The 19,607-nt window shown below is 59.7% G+C and carries 17 protein-coding genes; 7 read left to right on the forward strand and 10 right to left on the reverse strand.

The features are described from left to right. Window positions 1-45: 45 nt before the first annotated feature. From ACQY7U_RS20660 to ACQY7U_RS20675, 4 genes are all read right to left on the reverse strand, one after another. Window positions 46-1,245, reverse strand: coding sequence for a leishmanolysin-related zinc metalloendopeptidase (locus ACQY7U_RS20660; RefSeq protein ID WP_428648705.1), 1,200 nt, complete (start codon window positions 1,243-1,245; stop codon window positions 46-48). Between the two features lie 301 nt (window positions 1,246-1,546). Continuing rightward, window positions 1,547-2,737, reverse strand: coding sequence for an adenylate/guanylate cyclase domain-containing protein (locus ACQY7U_RS20665; protein ID WP_428648707.1), 1,191 nt, complete (start codon window positions 2,735-2,737; stop codon window positions 1,547-1,549). A gap of 159 nt (window positions 2,738-2,896) precedes the next feature. Then, window positions 2,897-3,418: an OsmC family protein gene (locus ACQY7U_RS20670; protein ID WP_428648710.1), complete on the reverse strand. Its 522-nt coding sequence runs from the start codon at window positions 3,416-3,418 to the stop codon at window positions 2,897-2,899. Window positions 3,419-3,494: 76 nt separating this feature from the next. Then, window positions 3,495-4,535 carry a PLP-dependent cysteine synthase family protein gene (locus ACQY7U_RS20675; RefSeq protein ID WP_428648712.1) on the reverse strand — a complete coding sequence of 347 codons (1,041 nt, stop codon included), beginning with the start codon at window positions 4,533-4,535 and terminating at the stop codon, window positions 3,495-3,497. Window positions 4,536-4,933: 398 nt separating this feature from the next. Here ACQY7U_RS20675 and ACQY7U_RS20680 point away from each other — a divergent pair, with 398 nt between their 5' ends. The 4 genes from ACQY7U_RS20680 (at window position 4,934) to ACQY7U_RS20695 (ending at window position 10,040) form a co-directional block, all read left to right on the forward strand. Beyond that, the gene (locus tag ACQY7U_RS20680; RefSeq protein ID WP_428648715.1) at window positions 4,934-7,465 is read left to right on the forward strand and encodes a GAF domain-containing protein; all 2,532 of its coding nucleotides are present in this window, start codon (window positions 4,934-4,936) and stop codon (window positions 7,463-7,465) included. Further along, on the forward strand, window positions 7,462-7,851 hold the full coding sequence (locus ACQY7U_RS20685; protein ID WP_428648717.1) for a response regulator: 390 nt from the start codon (window positions 7,462-7,464) through the stop codon (window positions 7,849-7,851). The genes ACQY7U_RS20680 and ACQY7U_RS20685 overlap by 4 nt, the downstream gene beginning before the upstream one ends. After that, window positions 7,848-9,095: an adenylate/guanylate cyclase domain-containing protein gene (locus ACQY7U_RS20690; RefSeq protein WP_428648720.1), complete on the forward strand. Its 1,248-nt coding sequence runs from the start codon at window positions 7,848-7,850 to the stop codon at window positions 9,093-9,095. The genes ACQY7U_RS20685 and ACQY7U_RS20690 overlap by 4 nt, the downstream gene beginning before the upstream one ends. Window positions 9,096-9,239: 144 nt before the next feature. Beyond that, window positions 9,240-10,040 carry a DUF2189 domain-containing protein gene (locus tag ACQY7U_RS20695; protein WP_428648723.1) on the forward strand — a complete coding sequence of 267 codons (801 nt, stop codon included), beginning with the start codon at window positions 9,240-9,242 and terminating at the stop codon, window positions 10,038-10,040. Window positions 10,041-10,275: 235 nt separating this feature from the next. Here ACQY7U_RS20695 and ACQY7U_RS20700 read toward each other — a convergent pair whose 3' ends face one another. The 6 genes from ACQY7U_RS20700 to ACQY7U_RS20725 all read right to left on the reverse strand — a co-directional run bounded on the left by ACQY7U_RS20700 (window position 10,276) and on the right by ACQY7U_RS20725 (window position 15,516). Next, complete coding sequence (locus ACQY7U_RS20700; protein ID WP_428648725.1) at window positions 10,276-10,665, reverse strand: cytochrome C oxidase subunit IV family protein; 390 nt, start codon at window positions 10,663-10,665, stop codon at window positions 10,276-10,278. A 9-nt stretch (window positions 10,666-10,674) separates the two neighbouring features. Next, window positions 10,675-11,397: a heme-copper oxidase subunit III family protein gene (locus ACQY7U_RS20705; protein ID WP_428648727.1), complete on the reverse strand. Its 723-nt coding sequence runs from the start codon at window positions 11,395-11,397 to the stop codon at window positions 10,675-10,677. 12 nt (window positions 11,398-11,409) lie between these two features. After that, window positions 11,410-12,114 (reverse strand): cytochrome c oxidase subunit 3, encoded by a 705-nt coding sequence (locus tag ACQY7U_RS20710; protein ID WP_428648730.1) that lies wholly within the window; start codon window positions 12,112-12,114, stop codon window positions 11,410-11,412. Next, window positions 12,111-13,886, reverse strand: a complete 1,776-nt coding sequence (gene ctaD / locus ACQY7U_RS20715; RefSeq protein ID WP_428648732.1) for a cytochrome c oxidase subunit I — start codon at window positions 13,884-13,886, stop codon at window positions 12,111-12,113. The genes ACQY7U_RS20710 and ctaD overlap by 4 nt, the downstream gene beginning before the upstream one ends. A gap of 104 nt (window positions 13,887-13,990) precedes the next feature. Next, the gene (locus ACQY7U_RS20720) at window positions 13,991-14,818 is read right to left on the reverse strand and encodes a cytochrome c oxidase subunit II (RefSeq protein WP_428648733.1); all 828 of its coding nucleotides are present in this window, start codon (window positions 14,816-14,818) and stop codon (window positions 13,991-13,993) included. A 152-nt stretch (window positions 14,819-14,970) separates the two neighbouring features. Further along, window positions 14,971-15,516 (reverse strand): LuxR C-terminal-related transcriptional regulator, encoded by a 546-nt coding sequence (locus ACQY7U_RS20725; protein ID WP_428648735.1) that lies wholly within the window; start codon window positions 15,514-15,516, stop codon window positions 14,971-14,973. Between the two features lie 80 nt (window positions 15,517-15,596). Between ACQY7U_RS20725 and ACQY7U_RS20730 the strand changes: the two genes are divergently transcribed. From ACQY7U_RS20730 to ACQY7U_RS20740, 3 genes are read left to right on the forward strand one after another with little or no spacing between them, the layout of a single operon-like run. Next, window positions 15,597-16,757: an acetyl-CoA acetyltransferase gene (locus ACQY7U_RS20730; protein WP_428648737.1), complete on the forward strand. Its 1,161-nt coding sequence runs from the start codon at window positions 15,597-15,599 to the stop codon at window positions 16,755-16,757. Continuing rightward, a complete protein-coding gene (locus ACQY7U_RS20735; protein ID WP_428648740.1) occupies window positions 16,754-18,283 on the forward strand; it encodes an AMP-binding protein in 1,530 nt (509 codons plus the stop codon). Before ACQY7U_RS20730 ends, ACQY7U_RS20735 begins: the two co-directional genes overlap by 4 nt. Next, window positions 18,280-19,083, forward strand: a complete 804-nt coding sequence (locus tag ACQY7U_RS20740; protein WP_428648743.1) for an SDR family NAD(P)-dependent oxidoreductase — start codon at window positions 18,280-18,282, stop codon at window positions 19,081-19,083. The genes ACQY7U_RS20735 and ACQY7U_RS20740 overlap by 4 nt, the downstream gene beginning before the upstream one ends. Window positions 19,084-19,607 lie beyond the last annotated feature (524 nt).

Below are 19,607 nucleotides of genomic sequence, written 5' to 3' on the forward strand. Positions count from 1 at the left end.
TCAGATCCGGAAATCTGAATGCCGGGTAATTTGTGCCGGACCCGGTTACACGATGTTCGTGTCCGAGAAGATGCCGAGGTCCAGCCCGCTCGTTGCAAGCAGAGGATTGTTCGGGTCGAAGACCGTTTCGTAGCCCATGTCTTCCAAAGCTGCGATGGTGGTATTCGACAGGTAATTCGTGGAGTTGATGAAACCCGACATGATTTCGTTGCCGAAATCGAATCCATCCGTATCGGTGAGATAGCCCGGAATATCGCCTTCGTTCCAATGCCCTCCGGCGGTTCCCGAGCCTCCGTCCGTCTCCACGGTCGGGGCGCCGTTAATGCCGTATTCGGCAGCAAAAGCAATTCCCGCATTTGTGCCATTGAACTCAAGCTGGTCGCCGACCGTGTCAACCAAGCCCATGTAATTCCACATCGTTCCGAAACCCAGAACGTGCATCATTTCATGGAACACGATGTCGTTGAACAGGCCCATTCCGTCGAAGGTCTGGGCGTCGGCAACGTCAAATTCCATGATGCCCATGGCTGGCAGGTAGTCGGCGGTGCGATAGGCCGTCGGGCCGGCCTGACCAAGAATGCCGCCCGTGCCGTCAATATCCGATAGTTTGGCCTCGATTTTCACGTCGTCGATGATCTTGCCCCGGAAAAAGACGTCCTGGATGTCACCAGTAATGATGGTGGACAGGAGATCGGCGGCGTCAATAAAGCTCTGCTGCAAAGCGGACGTCCAGGTGCCCTTGAAGACGATTTCGATGTTGAAGCCGGAGCCGTCATTCGAACCAGACAGATAGTCGGACAATACACCCGTGCCGGAACCGGTGTCGCCGCCGCCGCCACCCCCGTTCTTGCCGCCATTCCCGCCGCCGCCGTTTCCGCCCTTGGCTGAGCCAAGGTCATTGGTGAAGCTGAGGCCGGTCATACCGATCAGGAAGTTCCCGGATCCAACCCCCAGCAGTTCCGAGGCGAACCATGCGGCGGTTTCGGAATTGCCTTCGGACAGTAGATCGTGGTTGTCCGACATGATCCCGGAGACCTTGTCACCGAGATCGTTATCGTCCTCGGGTGAGGCGGCTGTCTCTTCAGACCAGCCCGCCGGAGGGACGGCGGCATCGCCGGTCCCGGTTTCCCCGTCGTTCCACTGGACGGCGTCGGCACCGCCGGGGAAGTCGGTCAAATCATTGCCGATGCCATCGTCGAAAACGAATTCATCGGCGTTCAGAAGGGCAACGATATTCGAGCGCATCACTTTGACTCCGAAGATTTTCTTCGATCAGTTTAAACAATGACGCTGAAAAGAAATACAACTTGACGGCCCAAATGGCGATTATGTGTGGAATCTTATGGCTGAAGGTTAATTTGATCCGGGATTTGTACTGGAAATTATTAATGGATCACTTGCTAAAAGTTGTATTTATCCATTCTTGAACGTACTGGGGGTGTTTTAAATCTTTGATTGCATTTCTTGAGGGTGCTTCCTCAGCGGGATTTACGCGCCGCACCACCGGGCCAGAAAGGCCGGTAGCGCGGATCGTTTCCGGTGTTCTTCAGGTGCGGGAACCCGTCTGGGCCTCGAAGGAGGCCTTGACCACATTCGAGGTCTCGTCGGGGTTTCCAACTGTGAAGACTTCAATGGGTTTTTCAAACCCCTTGAGCGTGAATTCACCCAATCTGGCGGTTTCCATCCTGCCTTCGATGTCGGCGAAGACGCGCCGGTTCACCAGAATTTCTCCGTCAGCGGCGCGGTCGCACAGCCTTGAGGCGAGGTTCACCACATTGCCGATGGCGGTATAGTCGAAACGGTGCTCGTCGCCGATCAGCCCCAGGGTGGCGTAGCCCGCAGCCAATCCGATGCCGAAGCCTATTTCATAACCGAGCCGTTCCCACTCAAGGCGGGCCTCCTGAAAGGCGGTCATCATGTCCCTTGCCAGTTGGGCCGCCTGCAGGACGGGATCCTCGACGGCGAGCGGGTCGTTGAGGATGACCATCAGGCCGTCTCCCGAACGATATCCGATGGTGCCGCCGTGCCGGCTGACAAGTTGACCCAGTCGCCGGTGGTAGTCCTGCAGAACGTTCATGACCTCCTCGGGCTCGATACCTTCGGAGAGTTTGGTGAAGTTTCGGATGTCGCAGAAGAGGCAGGCGATGAAGCCGCGGTGGCTGTTCAGCAGGGCTTCCTTGTCCTCATTGGTTATGAGGTCCGCGATCTCCGGGGCCAGGAAGCGCTTCAGCCTTGCCAGACGGTCGATTTCACTGACTTGCCTTTCCACGCGCCTTTCCAGCGAGGCGTTCATGTCGGCCAGTTCGCTTGCCTGGGACCGAACCTTCCTGTTGAGCAGGCTCATCAGCGCGTTCTGGTTCAGGAAGGCGGCAATCACGAGCACGACGTAGCCCATGATTTCGATGCGCACGTCGTAATAGGTGTAGGTCGTGCCGATGACAAGCAGAAAGCCCAGTGCTCCGATGATCAGGGGATGTAGCCGGTGGTGTGTCCTGTAGTCGCGGGCAATGGCGAAGACGGCCAGCAGGGCGAAGCTCCACATGAAGACGGCCTGAACATGCGGATTGATATTGAGGGCGGGAGTGCCTACCGCCGCCGCCAGAACGCTGCTGATTGTGGTGATATAGCACGCCCCGATCGAGGCGCCAGAGCCCAGAAAGGCAAGCCAGCCGAACCGGGTCAGATCGTTTTCTGCCGGTGGAAACGGATCGCTGACGGAGCTTGCCTTGCTTGCCATCGTTGACGCCTTCTGAAGGCGACCCCGTAGCAGTCCGCAAGTCACCTTGTTGATAGGTCACCAACAGGCGGAGGGGCCGGTCTGTCAGAAGCATACCACAAAGGCCTTTAAACCCCGACGTCATTCCGGGTGTGGCGAATGCCAGGCAGACATTGTCGCCTAACCTTGAGCGCCGTGACGCCGCATTTCCACCGCGACCGGCGGAGCGCTTGAAATTGTTTGAAGGACCACGCAATAGCGTTCGGTCAGTTTCAGGAGCTGGTCGATCTGCTCCTGTGGCGCGTCGGTGTCGAGGACGAAGGTGAGGCGGATCTCCCTGAACCCCACAGGCGCGGTCTTGTCGACGCCGAGCGTGCCGCGGAAGTCAAGATCTCCTTCGGCCAAAACGGAAGCTGATTTCAGGGAAACGTCCAGTGCGGTCGCCACAGCTTTGAGTGTCACCCCTGCACAGGCAACGAGCGCTTCCAGCAGCATGTCCCCTGAACACAGTTCAAGACCGGAGCCTCCGGTGGCCGGGTGAAGACCCGCTACAGCAAGCGCGCGCCCGGTCTCCACCTTGCAAGCGACATTTTGATCATCGAGCGTTCCCTCGGCCCTCAGCGTGATCAGGGCCGCCTCGGGATCGGACCGGTAACGGTCCTTGATCGGTGCCTGAAGATTTCTGAGCTCGTTGGCGTCCATGTGCTGCTTCCTTCCCATTCCGTGAACCGCGCGCGGCCGGGGCGACATGCGCAAGGCCAATGGGCTGCTTCTGGGCCTAGTTCCAGGCGTCCAGCTCGTTGGTGAATGCGTCCGTGTTGCCGATGTGGTCCCGCACCCAGGCCGCGTCGTAGTAGCTGTCCAGATAGCGCTGGCCGCTGTCGCACATCAACGTGACGATGGAGCCGGTCTCTCCCCGGTCCATCATTTCGCGTGCGATCAGCAAGGTGCCCCAGACATTTGTACCGGTCGAGGCGCCCGCCTTGCGGCCGATCAGCTTTTCCAGCCACAGGATCGTGGCGACGCTTGCTGCATCGGGAACCTTGATCATGCGGTCGATCACGTCTGGCAGAAAGGAAGGCTCCACCTCCGGCCGGCCGATGCCTTCGATGCGGCTGGAGCACCGTGCGGTGATTGTCCGGTCGCCCGTCTGAAATGCGTCGAAGAAAACCGAGTTTTCCGGGTCCACCACGGTCAGTTCGGTGTCGTGGCCCCGGTAACGGATAAAGCGGCCGAGCGTAGCCGAAGTGCCGCCCGTTCCCGCGCTCATGACCAGCATTTTCGGAACCGGGTGGGGCTCGAACTCCATCTGCCGGAAGATACTCTCGGCAATGTTGTTGTTGCCGCGCCAGTCGGTTGCACGCTCGGCATAGGTGAACTGGTCCATGAAATAGCCGCCGATGGATCCGGCGAGCTCGACGGCCGCGTCATGCATCTCAGGCGCCGAGCCGACGAAATGCGCCTGGCCGCCGTAAAGCTCGATCTGGGCGATCTTGCTGTGTGCGGTGCTTTTCGGCACGACGGCAATGAAGGGCACGCCGATCATCTGGGCGAAATAGGCTTCAGACACCGCCGTGCTACCGGAAGAGGCTTCGATCACAGGCGTGCCTTCCCGGATCTTGCCGTTGCACAGGGCATAGAGAAACAGGGACCGTGCCAGACGGTGCTTCAGGCTGCCGGTCGGATGGGTGCTTTCGTCCTTCAGATAGATATCGACACCTTGCAACCGGGGCAGGGGCAGTTTGAAAAGATGCGTATCCGCGGACCTGTGCGCGTCCGCGTTGATCCTGGCGATCGCCTCGGCTACCCACTTGTCCATCGTTCTTCCTCGCTTCCCGCTGCCCCGTGCGCATGAGCTCGCGAGGCTCAGCCATCTGGCAATTTCAGGTTAGCTGGCGATATCCGGACGGATCAAGCGCGTTGTTTGATGGTTTCGGAACTTGCCGGGCAGCGTGCTTTCATACCAAACAGAGTTGATCAGGAGTATGCGGCGGCTCGAACTGATAGCGCTTTCAGGGTAGGGAAATCACTTCTTACGTAGAGGTAGAGAGGTGACATAGAGCTAAAAACCGCCAAGGATTATTGTTTTAATTGATGTATACATTTTGTTTGCGGGTTTTGGTTTTTTGCATCCTGAATTTAATTTCTGGAAAATGAAACTGCCCTCAATATTATTTGGTATCGTGGCACAAACCGCATGAAACCGGAGGCGCAGCGATGGAGGAGAGCCGCAAGACTGCCGGGACTGCTCACCGGACACCGGAAAGCTCAATCGCACCGGTGGAAGCCAGTGAGGCAGAGCAACAGTTTGCTGCGACACAGGCAATCCTGCGCGTGATTGCTTCCTCCCCGGCGGACGTTCAGCCGGTTGTGGACGCTGTTGCCGAGAGTTCGACCAAGCTGTGTGACGCTCTGGATGCGGCGATCTTTCTGGCCGAAGGTGGCGAGCTTGTTGTCGTTGCGCACTACGGTCCGATTCTGGTTGATTTCAAGAGCCTTCCGATCGAGCGGGGTTCGGTAACCGGCCGGGCCTTCTGCGACCTGAAATCCATTCATGTTGAGGACCTAAGTGCGGAAGGGGGGGAGTTTCCCCTGGGCCAGCAAATGGCGCAAAGAATGGGGCACAGATCCATCCTTTCCGCTCCGATGCTCAGGGACGGCAAGGCGATAGGCGTCATCACGGTGCGCCGGAACAAGGTGCTACCCTTCACCGAAAAACAGATAGCGCTCGTCGAGACCTTCGCCGATCAGGCCGTAATCGCCATAGAAAACGCCCGTTTGTTCGGCGAATTGGAAACGCGCACGCATGAACTCACCGAAGCCCTGGAGCAACAGGTTGCGACGAGTGAGGTATTGTCCATCATCGGCCGCTCGCCGACCGATGCCCAGCCGGTCTTTGAAGTGATTGCCGAAAGCGGTGAGCGGCTTTGCAACGCGATCGTGAGCGTCGTCTATCTCTACGATGGCGAGTTTCTCCATGTGGCTGCAACGAACAGCCTCAATTCCAAGATCAGCGAGATTTACAAGACCTATTACCCGCGCAAACCCGACCGGACACAGGCCGGAGGCAGGGCCGTGCTGGAAGGCAAACCCATTCAGATTGAAGATCTTCTGGAAGACGAACAATACGAAAATGATGTCGCCGTTGCCGCTAACTTTCGCTCCATCCTCGCCGTTCCGATGTTGCGAAACGGCAAACCGATCGGCGCTATAGGCGTGGGCAAGTCGGAACCCGGACTGTTCTCCGACCGGCAGGTCCAGCTGCTCAACACCTTTGCCGATCAGGCCGTGATCGCCATTGAAAACGTGCGGCTGTTCGAGCAGGTGCAGGCCAGAAGTGCCGACCTCAGCGAGGCATTGGACCAGCAGACCGCGACTTCGGAGGTCCTGCAGACCATCAGCCGGTCCGCTTTCGACCTGCAGGTCGTTCTGGACACGCTGGCCCAGTCTGCCGCCCGTCTGTGCGAGGCGGAACAGGCCTGCATCCTCCGCCGTTCCGGCGACCTGTTCACCTGGGTCTCCAGTTACGGGTTTTCAAATGAACTGGTTGCCTATGCCGCGGAACATCCCTTCAGGGCCGGAACCGAAGGCGTCGCCTCCCGGGTCGCGTTGACAGGCGAACCCATTCACGTTCCCGATGTGCTCGCCGATCCCGATTACACGGCAACAGACTATCAGCGCCTCGGCCAGTACCGCTCCATTCTGGGCGTGCCGCTGGTGCGGGAAGGCGAACCGATCGGCGTTTTTATTGTCACGCGCAAGGAGGTGAGCCCCTTCAGCGACCGGCACATCAAGGTCGTGACCGCCTTTGCCGATCAGGCCGTGATCGCCATCGAGAATGCACGCCTGTTCGGCGAGGTACAGGCGCGCACCGAGGAACTGGCGCGGTCCCTGGAAGAATTGCGCAATGCCCAGGACCGGCTTGTCCAGACGGAGAAGCTTGCCTCCCTCGGCCAGCTGACCGCGGGGATCGCCCATGAAATCAAGAACCCGCTCAATTTCATCAATAATTTTTCCTCGCTGTCCGTCGAACTCATCGAAGAACTGGGCGAAGAGATTTCCGGACTAGGGCTGCAGGGTTCGACGCGTGAGAATGTCGAAGAGCTCATGGAGATGCTGAAAGGCAATCTCGAGAAGGTCGTCCAGCACGGCAGGCGCGCCGATTCCATCGTCAAGAACATGCTGCTGCATTCCCGTCAGGGCGCGGAGGAAAGCCGTCCTGTGGACGTCAATGCGCTGGTCGAGGAGAGCGTCAATCTTGCCTATCACGGCGCGCGGGCCGAAAACCGCGACTTCAACATCACTCTGGAAAAGCAGTTCGATCCGGAGGCCGGAGACGTCGATCTCTTTCCTCAGGAAATCACCCGGGTTCTGCTCAATATCATTTCCAACGGCTTTTACGCGACGCGCAAGCGCGCGGGAGCCGAACCGGCAGGGAGTTACGAACCGACGCTCTCGGCAGCGACCAAAAACCTCGGCAAGAGCGTGGAGATCCGAATCCGCGACAACGGCACGGGTATTCCGGCCACCGTCGTAGAAGAGATGTTCAATCCGTTTTTCACGACCAAGCCGCCAGGGGAGGGCACCGGGCTCGGGCTCTCGCTCAGCCACGACATCATCGTCAAGCAGCACTTGGGGTCGATCGACGTCGACACGGTGCCGGGGCAACACACCGAGTTCCGCATCGTTCTGCCCCGCAATGCTGCAACAAGGAGCATTTCCGGATCCCGCACGGAGGTGAAGGTATGAACCCGCTCATCCTGGTGGTTGACGACGAAGCGGACGTGGAGCTGCTTTTCCGCCAGCAATTCCGCCGGGAACTGCGGGCGCACCGGTTCACGATGGAATTCGCCCGGTCAGCGGCCGAGGCGCTCGGGCGGATTGAAAAGGCCGGCGATGCAACGCTTATTCTGATCCTGTCGGACATCAACATGCCGGGCATGAGCGGGCTGGACCTGCTGCCTAAGGCCAGGGCAATCCGGCCGGATGTGCCCGTTATCATGATCACCGCTTACGGCGATGCGGACACCCAGGACAGGGCCATGGCCGGCGGCGCCGAAGCCCTACTGACGAAACCGATCGACTTCGCGGCGCTGCGCGGAGAAATCGAGACACGTGTCGAGCAGGCCCTATGAGCACCTGTGTCCTTGTTGTCGATGACGAACCGGATCTGGAAGCCCTGCTGGTCCAGAAATTCCGCAAGCAGATCCGCGACGGCACGCTGGACTTTTTGTTCGCACATGACGGCGTCGAGGCCCTGTCGGTTCTGGAGGAAAACCGGAACGTCAACATGGTTCTGAGCGACATCAACATGCCGCGCATGGACGGGCTCTCCCTGCTGACGCAGCTGCAGGAGCAGGACCGCGAGCTGACCACCATCATGGTGTCCGCCTACAGCGACATGGCCAATATCCGCATTGCCATGAACCGGGGGGCGTTCGATTTTGTCACCAAGCCGATCGACTTCGCCGATCTGGAGGCGACGATCGACAAGACGCTCCGGCACATCGAGGCCTTGCGAGAGGCGCAACGCCGCCAGGCGGCGGCTGACCAGGCCCGGGCCGCATTGTCACGGTACTTCTCGCCCAATCTCGCGGAAAGACTGGCCTCCGGCAGCGATGCGCTGGACCTTGGGGGCACCCGGCGCGATGTCGTTTCGCTGTTTACCGACCTGACCGGCTTCACGCCGCTGGTGGAGGCAACCGACCCGAAGGTGCTGGGCAACCTGCTGAACGAATACCTGATGGGAATGACCGATATCGTGTTCGATCACGACGGCACGGTCGCAAAGATCATCGGCGATGCGATCCATGTCCTGTTCGGTGCCCCTTCGGAGCAACCTGATCATGCTACCCGGGCTGTTGCTTGCGCGCTTGCGCTGGATGCGTTTGCGCAGTCTTTTTGCGAACGGTGCAGGGCCGAGGATATCTCGCTCGGCCACACGCGCATCGGCGCTCACGCCGGGTCGGCGGTCGTGGGCAATTTCGGCGGCGGCCGGTTCTTCGACTACAGCGCCTACGGCGACACCATCAACGTGGCGGCTCGCCTCGAGGAAGCCAACAAGGTGCTGGGGACGCGCATCTGCGTGAGCCGTACCCTGGCCGAAAAGGCGGAGGACTTTCGTGGCAGGCCGGTTGGGGATCTGTTGCTTCGGGGGCGCGGCGAACCGATACGGGCCTTCGAGCCGCTCAACACCGAGGATTATTCGCGGGAGGACACGAAAGCCTATGCCGCAGCCTTCTCCCAGATGGAAGCGGGGGACCCGGGTGCCGTCGGTGCCTTCGCCGCCCTCGTCAGCCGCAACGCTGACGACCGACTTGCCAGTTTCCACCTCCGCCGGCTCCTGAATGGAGAGACCGGGACGGTGATCAAGGTTTGATGAGCTTCGGGCAGCAACCGGGACAAAACTGCCAATACGGTGTATAATTTCGCTACAGACAGGTTGCGGCCTTGCGTGCTCATTCACGCAGTGCGGCGGCGCCTGAAGCCGCGACCCGTTCCAACTGCTGTTGGAGGGAAAGCTATGGCCCATTTTCACGTTTTTGACGACGTCCACCATATGGTGGAAAACATCAAGGTCCGGCATATCACGACCAACGATGTGTTCGATGCCTTGCGGCAAGGCTTCGAAGACTTCAAGGAAAAGCCGTCACACCTTGTCTTTGCTGCGATGATCTATCCGATCGTGGGATTCATTCTGTTCAAATGGGCGTTTGAACAGGAATATCTGCAGTTGATCTACCCCTTGGTGACCGGATTTGCCTTGGTTGGACCGTTCGCGGCAATCGGCCTCTATGAAATCAGCCGGCGGCGCGAGCAGAATCTCGACACATCCTGGATCCACGCGCTGACGGTATGGCGGTCTCCTGCCATGCCGGCCATCATGTTCGTCGGTGCCCTGCTGGTCGGGCTGTTCGTGGCCTGGATGTTCACCGCCCAGTTGCTTTACATCAAGCTCTACAGTCCGATGCCTCCGGAAGCCTTGCTGCCGTTCCTTTATGACGTCCTCACCACGTCAAAGGGATGGACACTGATCATTGTCGGCAACGCGGTGGGGTTCCTGTTCGCTCTGGCAGCCCTTGTGGTTTCCGTTGTCTCCCTGCCGCTGCTGCTTGATCAGGATGTGGGAGCCTATTTTGCGATCAAGACTTCGGTTGCCGCGTTCTTCGTGAACCCTGTCCAGGTTTTGCTTTGGGGCTTCATCGTGGCCGCCGGGCTGTTGCTGGGTTTCGTGCCTCTCATGATCGGGCTCGCGCTTGTCCTGCCCATACTGGCGCATTCGACCTGGCATTTTTACCGCAAGGTTGTAGACACCTCCAAATAACAGGCAGAGCGCGTCCGGATGAACCCAGCCGGTCGCGCTCCGCTAGACCGCGTCGATAGACGTTTGAGTTCCTCTGTATCGAGACCGCAAGTCGGTCTTGGAACTGTCGGGTGGTCAGCGCTGGCCCGGATGTGGCGGTCGAGAGGTCCGCCGGTCCTGTTTCCATGAAAGATCACCGCAAGCTATCGACGCCACGGGCACGTGACGGTGCGGTTTGGCGCCAATCCAGGGCCGATCAGCCGGAACCCGGGAAGAGACTTCGCGAAAGGAACGTGTAGTCGGACTCCAGGGACATAATGATCACGAAGACCAGAACGGCAACTGGCGGAAGCAGGATGGCATAAACGAGCGCAAGCCGCTCCCAGGCCATATGCATGAAGACAGCGATGATCAGGGCGGCCTTCAGGATCATGAAGGACAGGATCAGGGTCCACCTCAGATAGCCTTCCACTCCGAAGAAATCGACCAGATAGGATCCCGCACTCAGAATGAACAGCCAGGCCCAGACGACCAGATAAACACGGATGGGGTGCTCCTGATGGTCCGTTGCGGCTTGTCCGGACGCCGTCCCGCCTTCGAAAGCGTGATGTGCGATACCGTGTTGCTGTGCGCCAGCCTGTGTCATTGTTCCCTCCTACCAGAGATAGAAGAATGCAAAGATGAAGACCCACACGAGGTCGACGAAATGCCAGTAGAGACCCATGATCTCGACGCATTCGTAGCGGCCCTTGCGGCTCGTGAAGAAACCGCGCCGGCCTTTGTCGTAGTCGCCGCGCAGAACCTTCCGTGCGATGATCAGGAGGAAAATCACGCCAATGGTGACATGTGTGCCGTGAAAGCCCGTGATCATGAAAAAGGACGATCCGAACTGCGCCGCTCCCCAGGGATTTCCCCAGGGCCGGACGCCTTCGACGATCAGTTTTGTCCATTCGAATGCCTGCATGCCGACAAAGGTCGCGCCGAGCACGGCGGTTGCCAACATGAGTGCGGCTGTCTTCCTGCGGGCATGGCGGTACCCGAAGTTGACGGCCATTGCCATGGTGCCGCTGGAAGAAATCAGGACAAAGGTCATGATGGCGATCAGGATGAGCGGCATTTCCACGCCGCCTATATGAAGGGCAAAAACTTCGCTCGGATTAGGCCAGGGCACGACTGTCGATGATCTTGCTGTCATATAGGCAATCAGAAAGCAGGCGAAAACGAAGGTGTCGCTGAGTAAAAAGATCCACATCATGGCCTTCCCCCAGGAGACATTCTTGAACGCTCGCTGATCGGACGACCAATCGTCAACGATCCCGCGCATCCCCGAAAGACGCGGCGGCGCCGTTTCCATGACATTTTGCGAATTTTCACTCATGGCTTTCCTCCTTCAGCTCAGGAGTTGGCTGCATGTGATGATGATTTTGTCAGCCCATCCGGTCAGCACGACGACAATGGCGAGCCAGACGAACAACAGGAAATGCCAATATGCGGCGCAAAGTTCGAGCCTCAGCAAAAGCTTGCCGCCATTGTCAGTGTTCCATGCACTGGCAAGAGTGCGGGAGAGGGCGATCAGGCCTCCTACAATGTGGAGACCATGGAGGCCTGTCAGAAGATAGAAAAAGGTTACGGCCGGGTTGGTGGTCACGACAACTCCATTGCCGACCAGTTGCAGCCAGACCGTGAACTGTCCGACGAGAAAGAGCAGGCTGGCAGCTCCTGCGACGACGAGACCCCGGCGGGCCTGACGCAATGCGTCGTTTCGGGCGTCCAGCAAAGCGCAATGCAGGGCGACACTGCTGGCGATCAGAATGCCCGTATTGAGCCACAAAAGCCCGGGCAGGGGAAAAGATCTCCAGTCCGGCAATCCCATGCGCTCGAAATAGGCACTGGCAAACAGGGCAAAAAGAGCCCCGACGACTGTGAGAAAGACCCCAAGTCCGATCCTGGCTGTCTGCCTGCTTCGGGTTGCCGGATCCGGGCCAGCGGCCGGAGCTCCTTTCTCCAGCCAGGGTTTCGACAGCAGGTTTTGCCGTGCCAGCCACCAGCCGGCCGTGCAAAAGAGGATAATGAGGAAGCTCAGGATGATGCTCATGCCGTGGTTCCTTCGGGCGGCGCCGGCCACGGATCGTTCTGCGCTATGAAGTCCTCTTTCGCACCGGGGACGCTGTAGTCATAGGCCCACCGGTAAACCACCGGCAGCTCTGATCCCCAATTCCCATGCGGTGGCGGTGTTGACGGCGTATGCCATTCCAGCGAAGTGGCGCGCCAGGGATTGCCGCCCGCATTGCGCCCGTACCGCAGGCTCCAGAGGAGATTGAACAGGAACAGGATCTGGGCAGCGCCGACGATGAAGGCCGCTATGCTGATGAAGGCATTCAGCGTATCAACGGAAGCCGGGATGAAAGCCGCATCTCCGAGTTCTGGGTAGCGCCGCGGCACGCCGACCAGGCCGACGTAATGCATCGGGAAGAAGATTGCGTAGGCGCCGACAAAGGTGACCCAGAAATGGATCCGGCCAAGCACCTCGTTCAGCATTCTCCCCGTGACTTTCGGATACCAGTGATAGATCGCGCCGAAGATCACCAGGATCGGTGCCACGCCCATGACCATGTGGAAATGGGCAACGACGAACATAGTGTCCGACAGCGGCACGTCGACGACCACGTTACCGAGGAACAGTCCGCTCAGACCGCCATTGATGAAGGTAACGATGAAAGCGAGCGCAAACAGCATCGGCAAGGTGAAATGGATGTCACCGCGCCACAGCGTCAGCACCCAGTTATAGACCTTGATCGCGGTCGGGATCGCGATGATCAGCGTGGTGGTGGCGAAGAAGAAGCCGAACCAGGGGTTCATGCCGCTTACATACATGTGGTGTGCCCACACGATGAAGCTGAGCGCGCCGATTGCAACAATCGCCCAGACCATCATGCGGTAGCCGAAGATATTCTTGCGTGCATGTGTGCTGATCAGGTCCGAAACGATGCCGAATGCGGGCAGGGCGACGATGTAGACTTCAGGGTGGCCGAAGAACCAGAATAGATGCTGGAACAGGATCGGGCTGCCGCCGCCGTATTCGAGATGCTGACCCAGCTCCACGAGCGTGGGCATGAAGAAACTGGTGCCCAACAGCCTGTCAAAGAGCATCATCACACCGGCGACAAACAAGGCCGGAAATGCGAGCAGGGCCATGACCGTCGCGGTGAATATTCCCCAGACCGTCAGGGGCAGGCGCATCAAGGTCATGCCGCGCGTGCGGCATTGCAGAACGGTCACGACATAGTTCAGACCGCCCATGGTGAAGCCGATGATGAACAGCACCAGCGAGAAGAGCATCAGAAGAATGCCCCAGTCACGGCCTCCCGGCGTTCCGGACAGGATGGCCTGTGGCGGGTAAAGCGTCCACCCCGCGCCGGTCGGACCGCCGGGGGCGAAGAAACTCGAAACCAGCACCAGGACGGCGAGCAGATAGATCCAGAAACTGAGCATGTTGACATAGGGAAAGGCCATGTCCCTCGCGCCCACCATCAAGGGGATCAGGTAATTGCCGAATCCACCCAGAAACAGTGCGGTCAGCAGATAGATCACCATGATCATGCCGTGCATGGTGATGAACTGGTAATAGGCTTCTGGCGTTATAAAGGAGAAGGTGTCGGGGAAACCCAGTTGCAGCCGCATGAGCCAGGACAACACCAGGGCAACCAGACCGATTGCGATAGCGGTGCCGGAATACTGAATGGCGATGGTTTTCGCGTCCTGTGAGAAGACATACTTCGTCCACCAGCTCTTGGGGTGGTAAAGTTCAACGTCCTCGGCTTCCGCGGGCGCGACGGCATTTGCCACCTGAGATGTAAAGTCTACCATCTCCTCTTACTCCCCGCTGCTCCTTATCTGCGCTTGCAAGGCCGATCCAAGGCCGGTTCCTTCAACGCCTCCTGTTTCCTTGCCTGCCTTGTTTGTCTTCCCTCTCAGGGCTGCAGCTCGGCGATTGTTTTCACCGGCGTTCCGGCGGCCAATTCTGCAAATGTCTCCTGATCCTGAAGCCAGGCCTGATAGTCTTCGTCCTTGTCGACAATCACGGTGCCACGCATGAAACCGTGACCGGTTCCGCAGAGTTCCGCACACAGGACCTCAAAGCTTCCGGTGCGTGTGGGCGTGAGCCAGAAGTAGGTCACCGTGCCCGGGATGAGGTCCATTTTGGCCCGGAACTCCGGCACGTAAAAATCGTGCAGCACATCGACGGAGCGCAAGAGAACCTTGACCGGAATGCCGATGGGCAGATGAAGGTCATCCGCCTCGATCACGATATCATCCTGCCCGTCGGGATCGTCCGGATTGATCCCCAAGGGATTTTCGTAAGAAATCAGACTGTTATTGGCACTGCCCAGCTTTCCGTCTTCACCCGGCAGGCGAAAACTCCATTGCCATTGCTGGCCGATGACTTCAACCTCGCGCGCATCCGCAGGCGGGTTGACGAATTGAGCCCAAACATAGAGACCGGGTGCGAGCAGTGCGGCCACACCGATGCTCGTAACGACCGTCAACCAGGTTTCAAGCCGTTTGCTCTCCGGTTCGTAGGCTGCCTTCGAGCCTGCCTTGTGCCTGAAACGGATAAGGCAGTAGGCCATGAAAAGGACAACCGCAGCAAACACCGCCCCGGTAATCCAGAAAGTGATGACAAGGGTATTGTCGATGTAGGTCCAATTTGACGCTATTGGCGTCAACCACCAGGGGCTCAGCAAGTGAAACACGAGCGAGCCGATGACGATCAGAATGAGTACAACAGCGATAGCCATTCGTCGTCCTCCTCCTCAGGAGAGGAACGACAATTCTACCGCAAATCAGCCACAGGACCAAGGCGCACGGCAGGAGCATGGAATGTGGCGAGCCCCTGTGCCTGTGATCTGTCAGCCCGGGCAACCTTTCCGACCGGTTGCCCGGTCCTCACTCAAAGCGGGATTCCCGCGATCTGGGCAATGAGTTCGAGGCTGTTTTTCGCGCTGAATTTCTTCATCAGCCGTGCACGGTGGACGTCGACGGTGCGCGGCGAGATGCCGAGACTGCGGGCGATTTCCTTGGAGGTCTGCCCCTCGGCCAGCAGTTTCGCGACCTGACGCTCCCGCATGCTCATTTCGGCAAGCGGACGGTCCTCGGATATGTCGGCGAAGGTCCAGACGGCCTGGGCGAAGGGAGCGGCGGGGTCAAGGGACTGGCCGCGGACACGGCACCAGAACAATTCGCCGGACCGCCGGCGCATGATCCGCTCGTCCCGATATCTGCCGGTTCCCATCATTTTCTGAGCGCCGATCTGACCGATCCGGTGGAACTCCTCCGAGGACGGATAGAGGATCGAAAGCGATTGGCCGGTCAGGTCTTCTTCTTCGTAGCCGAACATCTCCGCAAAGCGGCTGTTGCAGCGCCTGATATCCCGGTTTTCCGTGTAAACCAGCCCGACCGGCGCGTTGTCGAAGGCAATGACAGCGGCGTCTTCCATGCTCTCCCCGTTACGTAAATAGACGGAATATCCCCCATGAGGCGGCGGTAGTATCTGAAAGGCCGACAGAGGAGGCAAGCATGGACGCACATATAGTCGGTTGGGGACACACAGCTTTTGGCGCACTGAAGGACAAGACCTTCGAGGACCTGATCCTCGAGGCCGCGGGAGAGGCGCTGGAGCATGCCGGATTGCCGGCCGGCGATGTCGATGCCATCTGGCTCGGGCATTTCAACAATGCCCTGGTGCCGGACGCCTTTGCGTCGTCGCTGGTGCTGGGGCTCGACCCGGCCCTGCGGTTCAAGCCGGCGACGCGGGTCGAGAACGCCTGCGCTTCCGGATCTGCCGCCGTCTATGCCGCGCGCGACGCCATTCGCTCCGGACGGATCCGGACCGCGCTGGTTCTGGGTGCCGAAAAGATGACCGAACAGGACACGAAAGGCGTGACCAGGGCACTGGCCGGGGCGTCCTACCAGACGGAGGAGGCCGGCGTTTCCTTCCCGCAGATTTTCGCCCGCTTCGCTCAGGCCTATTTCCAGGCATACGGCGATCAGTCCGAGGCGCTTGCCAGGATCGCCGCCAAGAACCACGCGGCCGCGCTCGACAATCCGCTGGCGCATCTGCGCAAGGATCTCGGCTTCGAGGCCTGCAACACGGTGTCCGACAGGAACCCGGTGATCGCACCCCCGCTGCGCATGACCGATTGTTCCCTCATCAGCGACGGGGCAGCTGCTCTGGTCATGACGGCCGACGACATGGCTTCGGATTTCCCACGCCAGGTGGGGTTCCGCGCAAGCGTCCAGGTAAACGACTTCCTGCCGATGTCCCGCCGGGACATCACCGAACTGACAGGCGCGCGGCAAGCCTTTGCACAGGCTTTCGAGGCGGCGGGGATCGGAGTTGACGATCTCGATCTTGCCGAAGTCCACGACTGCTTCACCATTGCCGAACTCCTGATCTACGAGGCCATGGGGCTGGCGGAGAAAGGGCAGGGTGCCCGGCTCGTCAGGGACGGTGGCACGGTGCGCGGTGGTCGGCCGCCGGTAAACCTGTCCGGAGGGCTGAAGGCCAAGGGCCATCCGGTCGGGGCAACCGGCGTTTCCATGCATGTCATGGCGGCCCGGCAGGTCACCGGCACGGCCGGGCAGATGCAAGTGCCCGGCGCCGAACTTGCCGCGGTCTTCAATATGGGCGGTTCGGGTGTTGCGAACTACTGTTCCATCCTCGAGGCAAGGTCATGAATCCTGCGGAATGGCTGCACCGGACCGCGCGCCGCTGCCCAGGGGCACCGGCACTGCTGGAAGGCACCGAGCGCAAGGCAACCTATGCGGAATTCGCGCGCAATGCCGCCGCGATTGGCGCGACCCTTACCGGGCGCGGGATCGGCAAGGGTGATCGGGTGGCGCTGTTTTCTTCAAACAGAACGGAATATCTGGAGGCGCTCTACGGCATCTGGTGGATCGGGGCCGCCGCCGTTCCGATCAATGCCAAGCTGCATGCCCGGGAAGCTGCCTGGATGATCGAGAATTCCGGCGCGGCCCTTGTCTTTGCCGACGACAAGTCAGCGGCAGCCCTGGCACCGGTCGTTGCGGGCACGGTCGCCGTCATTTCCTTGCAAGGGGGCGAATTCGGGGCCATGCGACAGGGCGTTCCCATGGCTGAACCGGTGCCGCTGGAGGCCGAAGATCTCGCCTGGCTGTTTTACACGTCCGGAACCACGGGCCGGCCGAAGGGCGTGATGATCACCTGCGGCAATCTCACCTCGATGAGCCTGAGTTACTTTGTGGATGTCGACGACGTCAAACCACAGGACGCGATCCTTTATGCGGCGCCGATGAGCCATGGCGCCGGGCTTTACAATTTCATGCACGTCATGAAGGGCGCGCGCCATGTGGTGCCGGAAAGCGGCGGCTTCGACGCGGCAGAAATCCTGAAGATCGCGCCGGTGATCGGGTCAGTTTCCATGTTCGCCGCGCCGACAATGGTGCGCCGGCTGGTGGACGCGGCAAAGGTAGCCGGATCGACGGGGCGGGGGCTGCGGACCATCGTCTATGCGGGCGGGCCGATGTATGAGGCTGACATCCTGGAGGCTGTCGAGGTGATGGGGTCGCGCTTCGTGCAGATCTACGGCCAGGGGGAATGCCCGATGGGCATCACGGCCTTGCCGCGCAATGAGGTGAGCGAGCGCGAGCACCCGCGCTGGCGGGAGCGGCTGAATTCGGTGGGAACCGCGCAATCGGTCGTCCGGGTGGCCATAGTCGACGAGGCAGGTAAGGAACTGCCGCGCGGCGAGGTAGGCGAGATCGTCGTGACCGGGGCGACGGTGATGAAGGGCTATTGGCAGAACCCGGAGGCGACCGCGAAGACAATCCGCAACGGCTGGCTGTGGACCGGCGACATGGGCCGTATGGACGAAGACGGCTATGTCACCCTTCAGGACCGCTCCAGGGACGTGATCATTTCCGGTGGCAGCAACATCTATCCGCGTGAAGTGGAGGAGGTGCTCCTCACCCATCCGGCGGTTCATGAAGTTGCCGTTGTCGGTCAGAAAGATCCCGAATGGGGCGAGGTCGTGGTGGCTTTCGTCGCCTGCCACGAAGGAAAAGAAGCTCAGGCAGCGGAGCTGGATGCGCTTTGCCTCGACCGTATCGCCCGCTTCAAGCGGCCCAAGGAGTACCGGTTTCTGCCGGTTCTACCTAAAAACAACTACGGCAAGATCTTGAAAACGGATCTGAGAGAGATGCTCAATTCGGAGGAAACAGCATGAGCGATCTCTCCGGCAGAACGGCATTTGTCACGGGTTCGGTTCAGGGGATCGGCCTTGCGGTCGCAAAGGCGCTGGCGGTGGCGGGCGCGCGCATCGCGGTGCATGGACTGGCAAGCCCCGGACAGGCCGAGGAAGCCGTGGCAACCCTCAAGGCGGCAGGCGCGCCGGACGCACGGTTCTTCGATGCCGACATGCGTGATGTCGCCGCCATCGAGATCATGATGGCAGCTGTCGCCGAATGGGGCGGGCCGGACATACTGGTCAACAATGCCGGTATCCAGAAAACCGTCAGTCTGGCGGAAGCCGACGCCGACACCTGGGACGCGATCATCGGGGTCAATCTCTCAGGCGTCTTCCACACCATGCGTCTTGCCTTGCCCGGCATGGCGGAGCGCGGTTTCGGCCGGGTCATCAACATTGCGTCCGTGCACGGGCTGGTCGCCTCCGTCAACAAGGCTCCTTACGTGGCCTCCAAATTCGGTGTTGTCGGCATGAGCAAGGTGGCGGCGCTGGAATATGCGGCGGCCGGCACAAAGGCCACAGGCGGCGTGACCGTCAACTGCATTGCCCCGGGCTGGACGGAGACCGCGATCATCGAGCCGCAGGTGGCGGCGCGTGCCGAGCACTTCGGTGGGGACCGCGACAAGGGCATTGCCGATCTTCTAAAGGAAAAGCAGCCCTCCATCCGCACATCCGACCCGTCTGAAATCGGTGAACTGGCCCTCTGGCTGTGCAATCCGGTCGCGCATAACGTGACCGGGACAACGATCCCGGTGGACGGCGACTGGACCGCGCAATAGAGAGCGAAGGTTCGCGCGGGCCGGATGACATTTTGATGTGCTGTCCGGCATTCTCTGCCAGCGGTTGTTTTGGTTGCGGAATATCGTTTTCCGCGCGGAACTTATTGTCCTTGAATGAATGCGGCGTTGCCGTACGTATCAGTCGTTTTTTTAACAGGATCTATTTCAAGTGGATTGGAAAAACGATGGTTTCAAGACTTAAAAAATCTTAGCTCTGTGCACTTTGTGGTTCTTTTGGCACTGGCGGGCTGTCAGACAAGCGGTCTATGCGGCGGACAAGTTGAAAACAGCGATCCGCCGCCAATCGACAGCGCACTGGGGGTGGATGCCGGACCGGACGGTCCTCCCGGAGAATGTGTCGATGCAGGTTCGGAAGGCACTTCCATGACGCCCGGCTGCCCCTGAGCGGTTGCAAGGCTTCAGCGTGACTTCGGCATAGCAGGTGGTGGCGGACGCTGCGCCAAGGCCGGGCTCTCCTGAAGAGTTCATGCTTCGGCGTCGTTTTCGCTTTTGTCATCGGATTG

The sequence above is a fragment of the Roseibium sp. genome (assembly GCF_050301095.1).
Classification (GTDB): domain Bacteria; phylum Pseudomonadota; class Alphaproteobacteria; order Rhizobiales; family Stappiaceae; genus Roseibium.

Bases quoted from the DNA above. Each gene is read 5' to 3' on its own strand.
- ACQY7U_RS20660 (WP_428648705.1), bottom strand. From the start codon at position 1,245: ATGCGCTCGAATATCGTTGCCCTTCTGAACGCCGATGAATTCGTTTTC.
- ACQY7U_RS20665 (WP_428648707.1), bottom strand. From the start codon at position 2,737: ATGGCAAGCAAGGCAAGCTCCGTCAGCGATCCGTTTCCACCGGCAGAA.
- ACQY7U_RS20670 (WP_428648710.1), bottom strand. From the start codon at position 3,418: ATGGACGCCAACGAGCTCAGAAATCTTCAGGCACCGATCAAGGACCGT.
- ACQY7U_RS20675 (WP_428648712.1), bottom strand. From the start codon at position 4,535: ATGGACAAGTGGGTAGCCGAGGCGATCGCCAGGATCAACGCGGACGCG.
- ACQY7U_RS20680 (WP_428648715.1), top strand. From the start codon at position 4,934: ATGGAGGAGAGCCGCAAGACTGCCGGGACTGCTCACCGGACACCGGAA.
- ACQY7U_RS20685 (WP_428648717.1), top strand. From the start codon at position 7,462: ATGAACCCGCTCATCCTGGTGGTTGACGACGAAGCGGACGTGGAGCTG.
- ACQY7U_RS20690 (WP_428648720.1), top strand. From the start codon at position 7,848: ATGAGCACCTGTGTCCTTGTTGTCGATGACGAACCGGATCTGGAAGCC.
- ACQY7U_RS20695 (WP_428648723.1), top strand. From the start codon at position 9,240: ATGGCCCATTTTCACGTTTTTGACGACGTCCACCATATGGTGGAAAAC.
- ACQY7U_RS20700 (WP_428648725.1), bottom strand. From the start codon at position 10,665: ATGACACAGGCTGGCGCACAGCAACACGGTATCGCACATCACGCTTTC.
- ACQY7U_RS20705 (WP_428648727.1), bottom strand. From the start codon at position 11,397: ATGAGTGAAAATTCGCAAAATGTCATGGAAACGGCGCCGCCGCGTCTT.
- ACQY7U_RS20710 (WP_428648730.1), bottom strand. From the start codon at position 12,114: ATGAGCATCATCCTGAGCTTCCTCATTATCCTCTTTTGCACGGCCGGC.
- ctaD (WP_428648732.1), bottom strand. From the start codon at position 13,886: ATGGTAGACTTTACATCTCAGGTGGCAAATGCCGTCGCGCCCGCGGAA.
- ACQY7U_RS20720 (WP_428648733.1), bottom strand. From the start codon at position 14,818: ATGGCTATCGCTGTTGTACTCATTCTGATCGTCATCGGCTCGCTCGTG.
- ACQY7U_RS20725 (WP_428648735.1), bottom strand. From the start codon at position 15,516: ATGGAAGACGCCGCTGTCATTGCCTTCGACAACGCGCCGGTCGGGCTG.
- ACQY7U_RS20730 (WP_428648737.1), top strand. From the start codon at position 15,597: ATGGACGCACATATAGTCGGTTGGGGACACACAGCTTTTGGCGCACTG.
- ACQY7U_RS20735 (WP_428648740.1), top strand. From the start codon at position 16,754: ATGAATCCTGCGGAATGGCTGCACCGGACCGCGCGCCGCTGCCCAGGG.
- ACQY7U_RS20740 (WP_428648743.1), top strand. From the start codon at position 18,280: ATGAGCGATCTCTCCGGCAGAACGGCATTTGTCACGGGTTCGGTTCAG.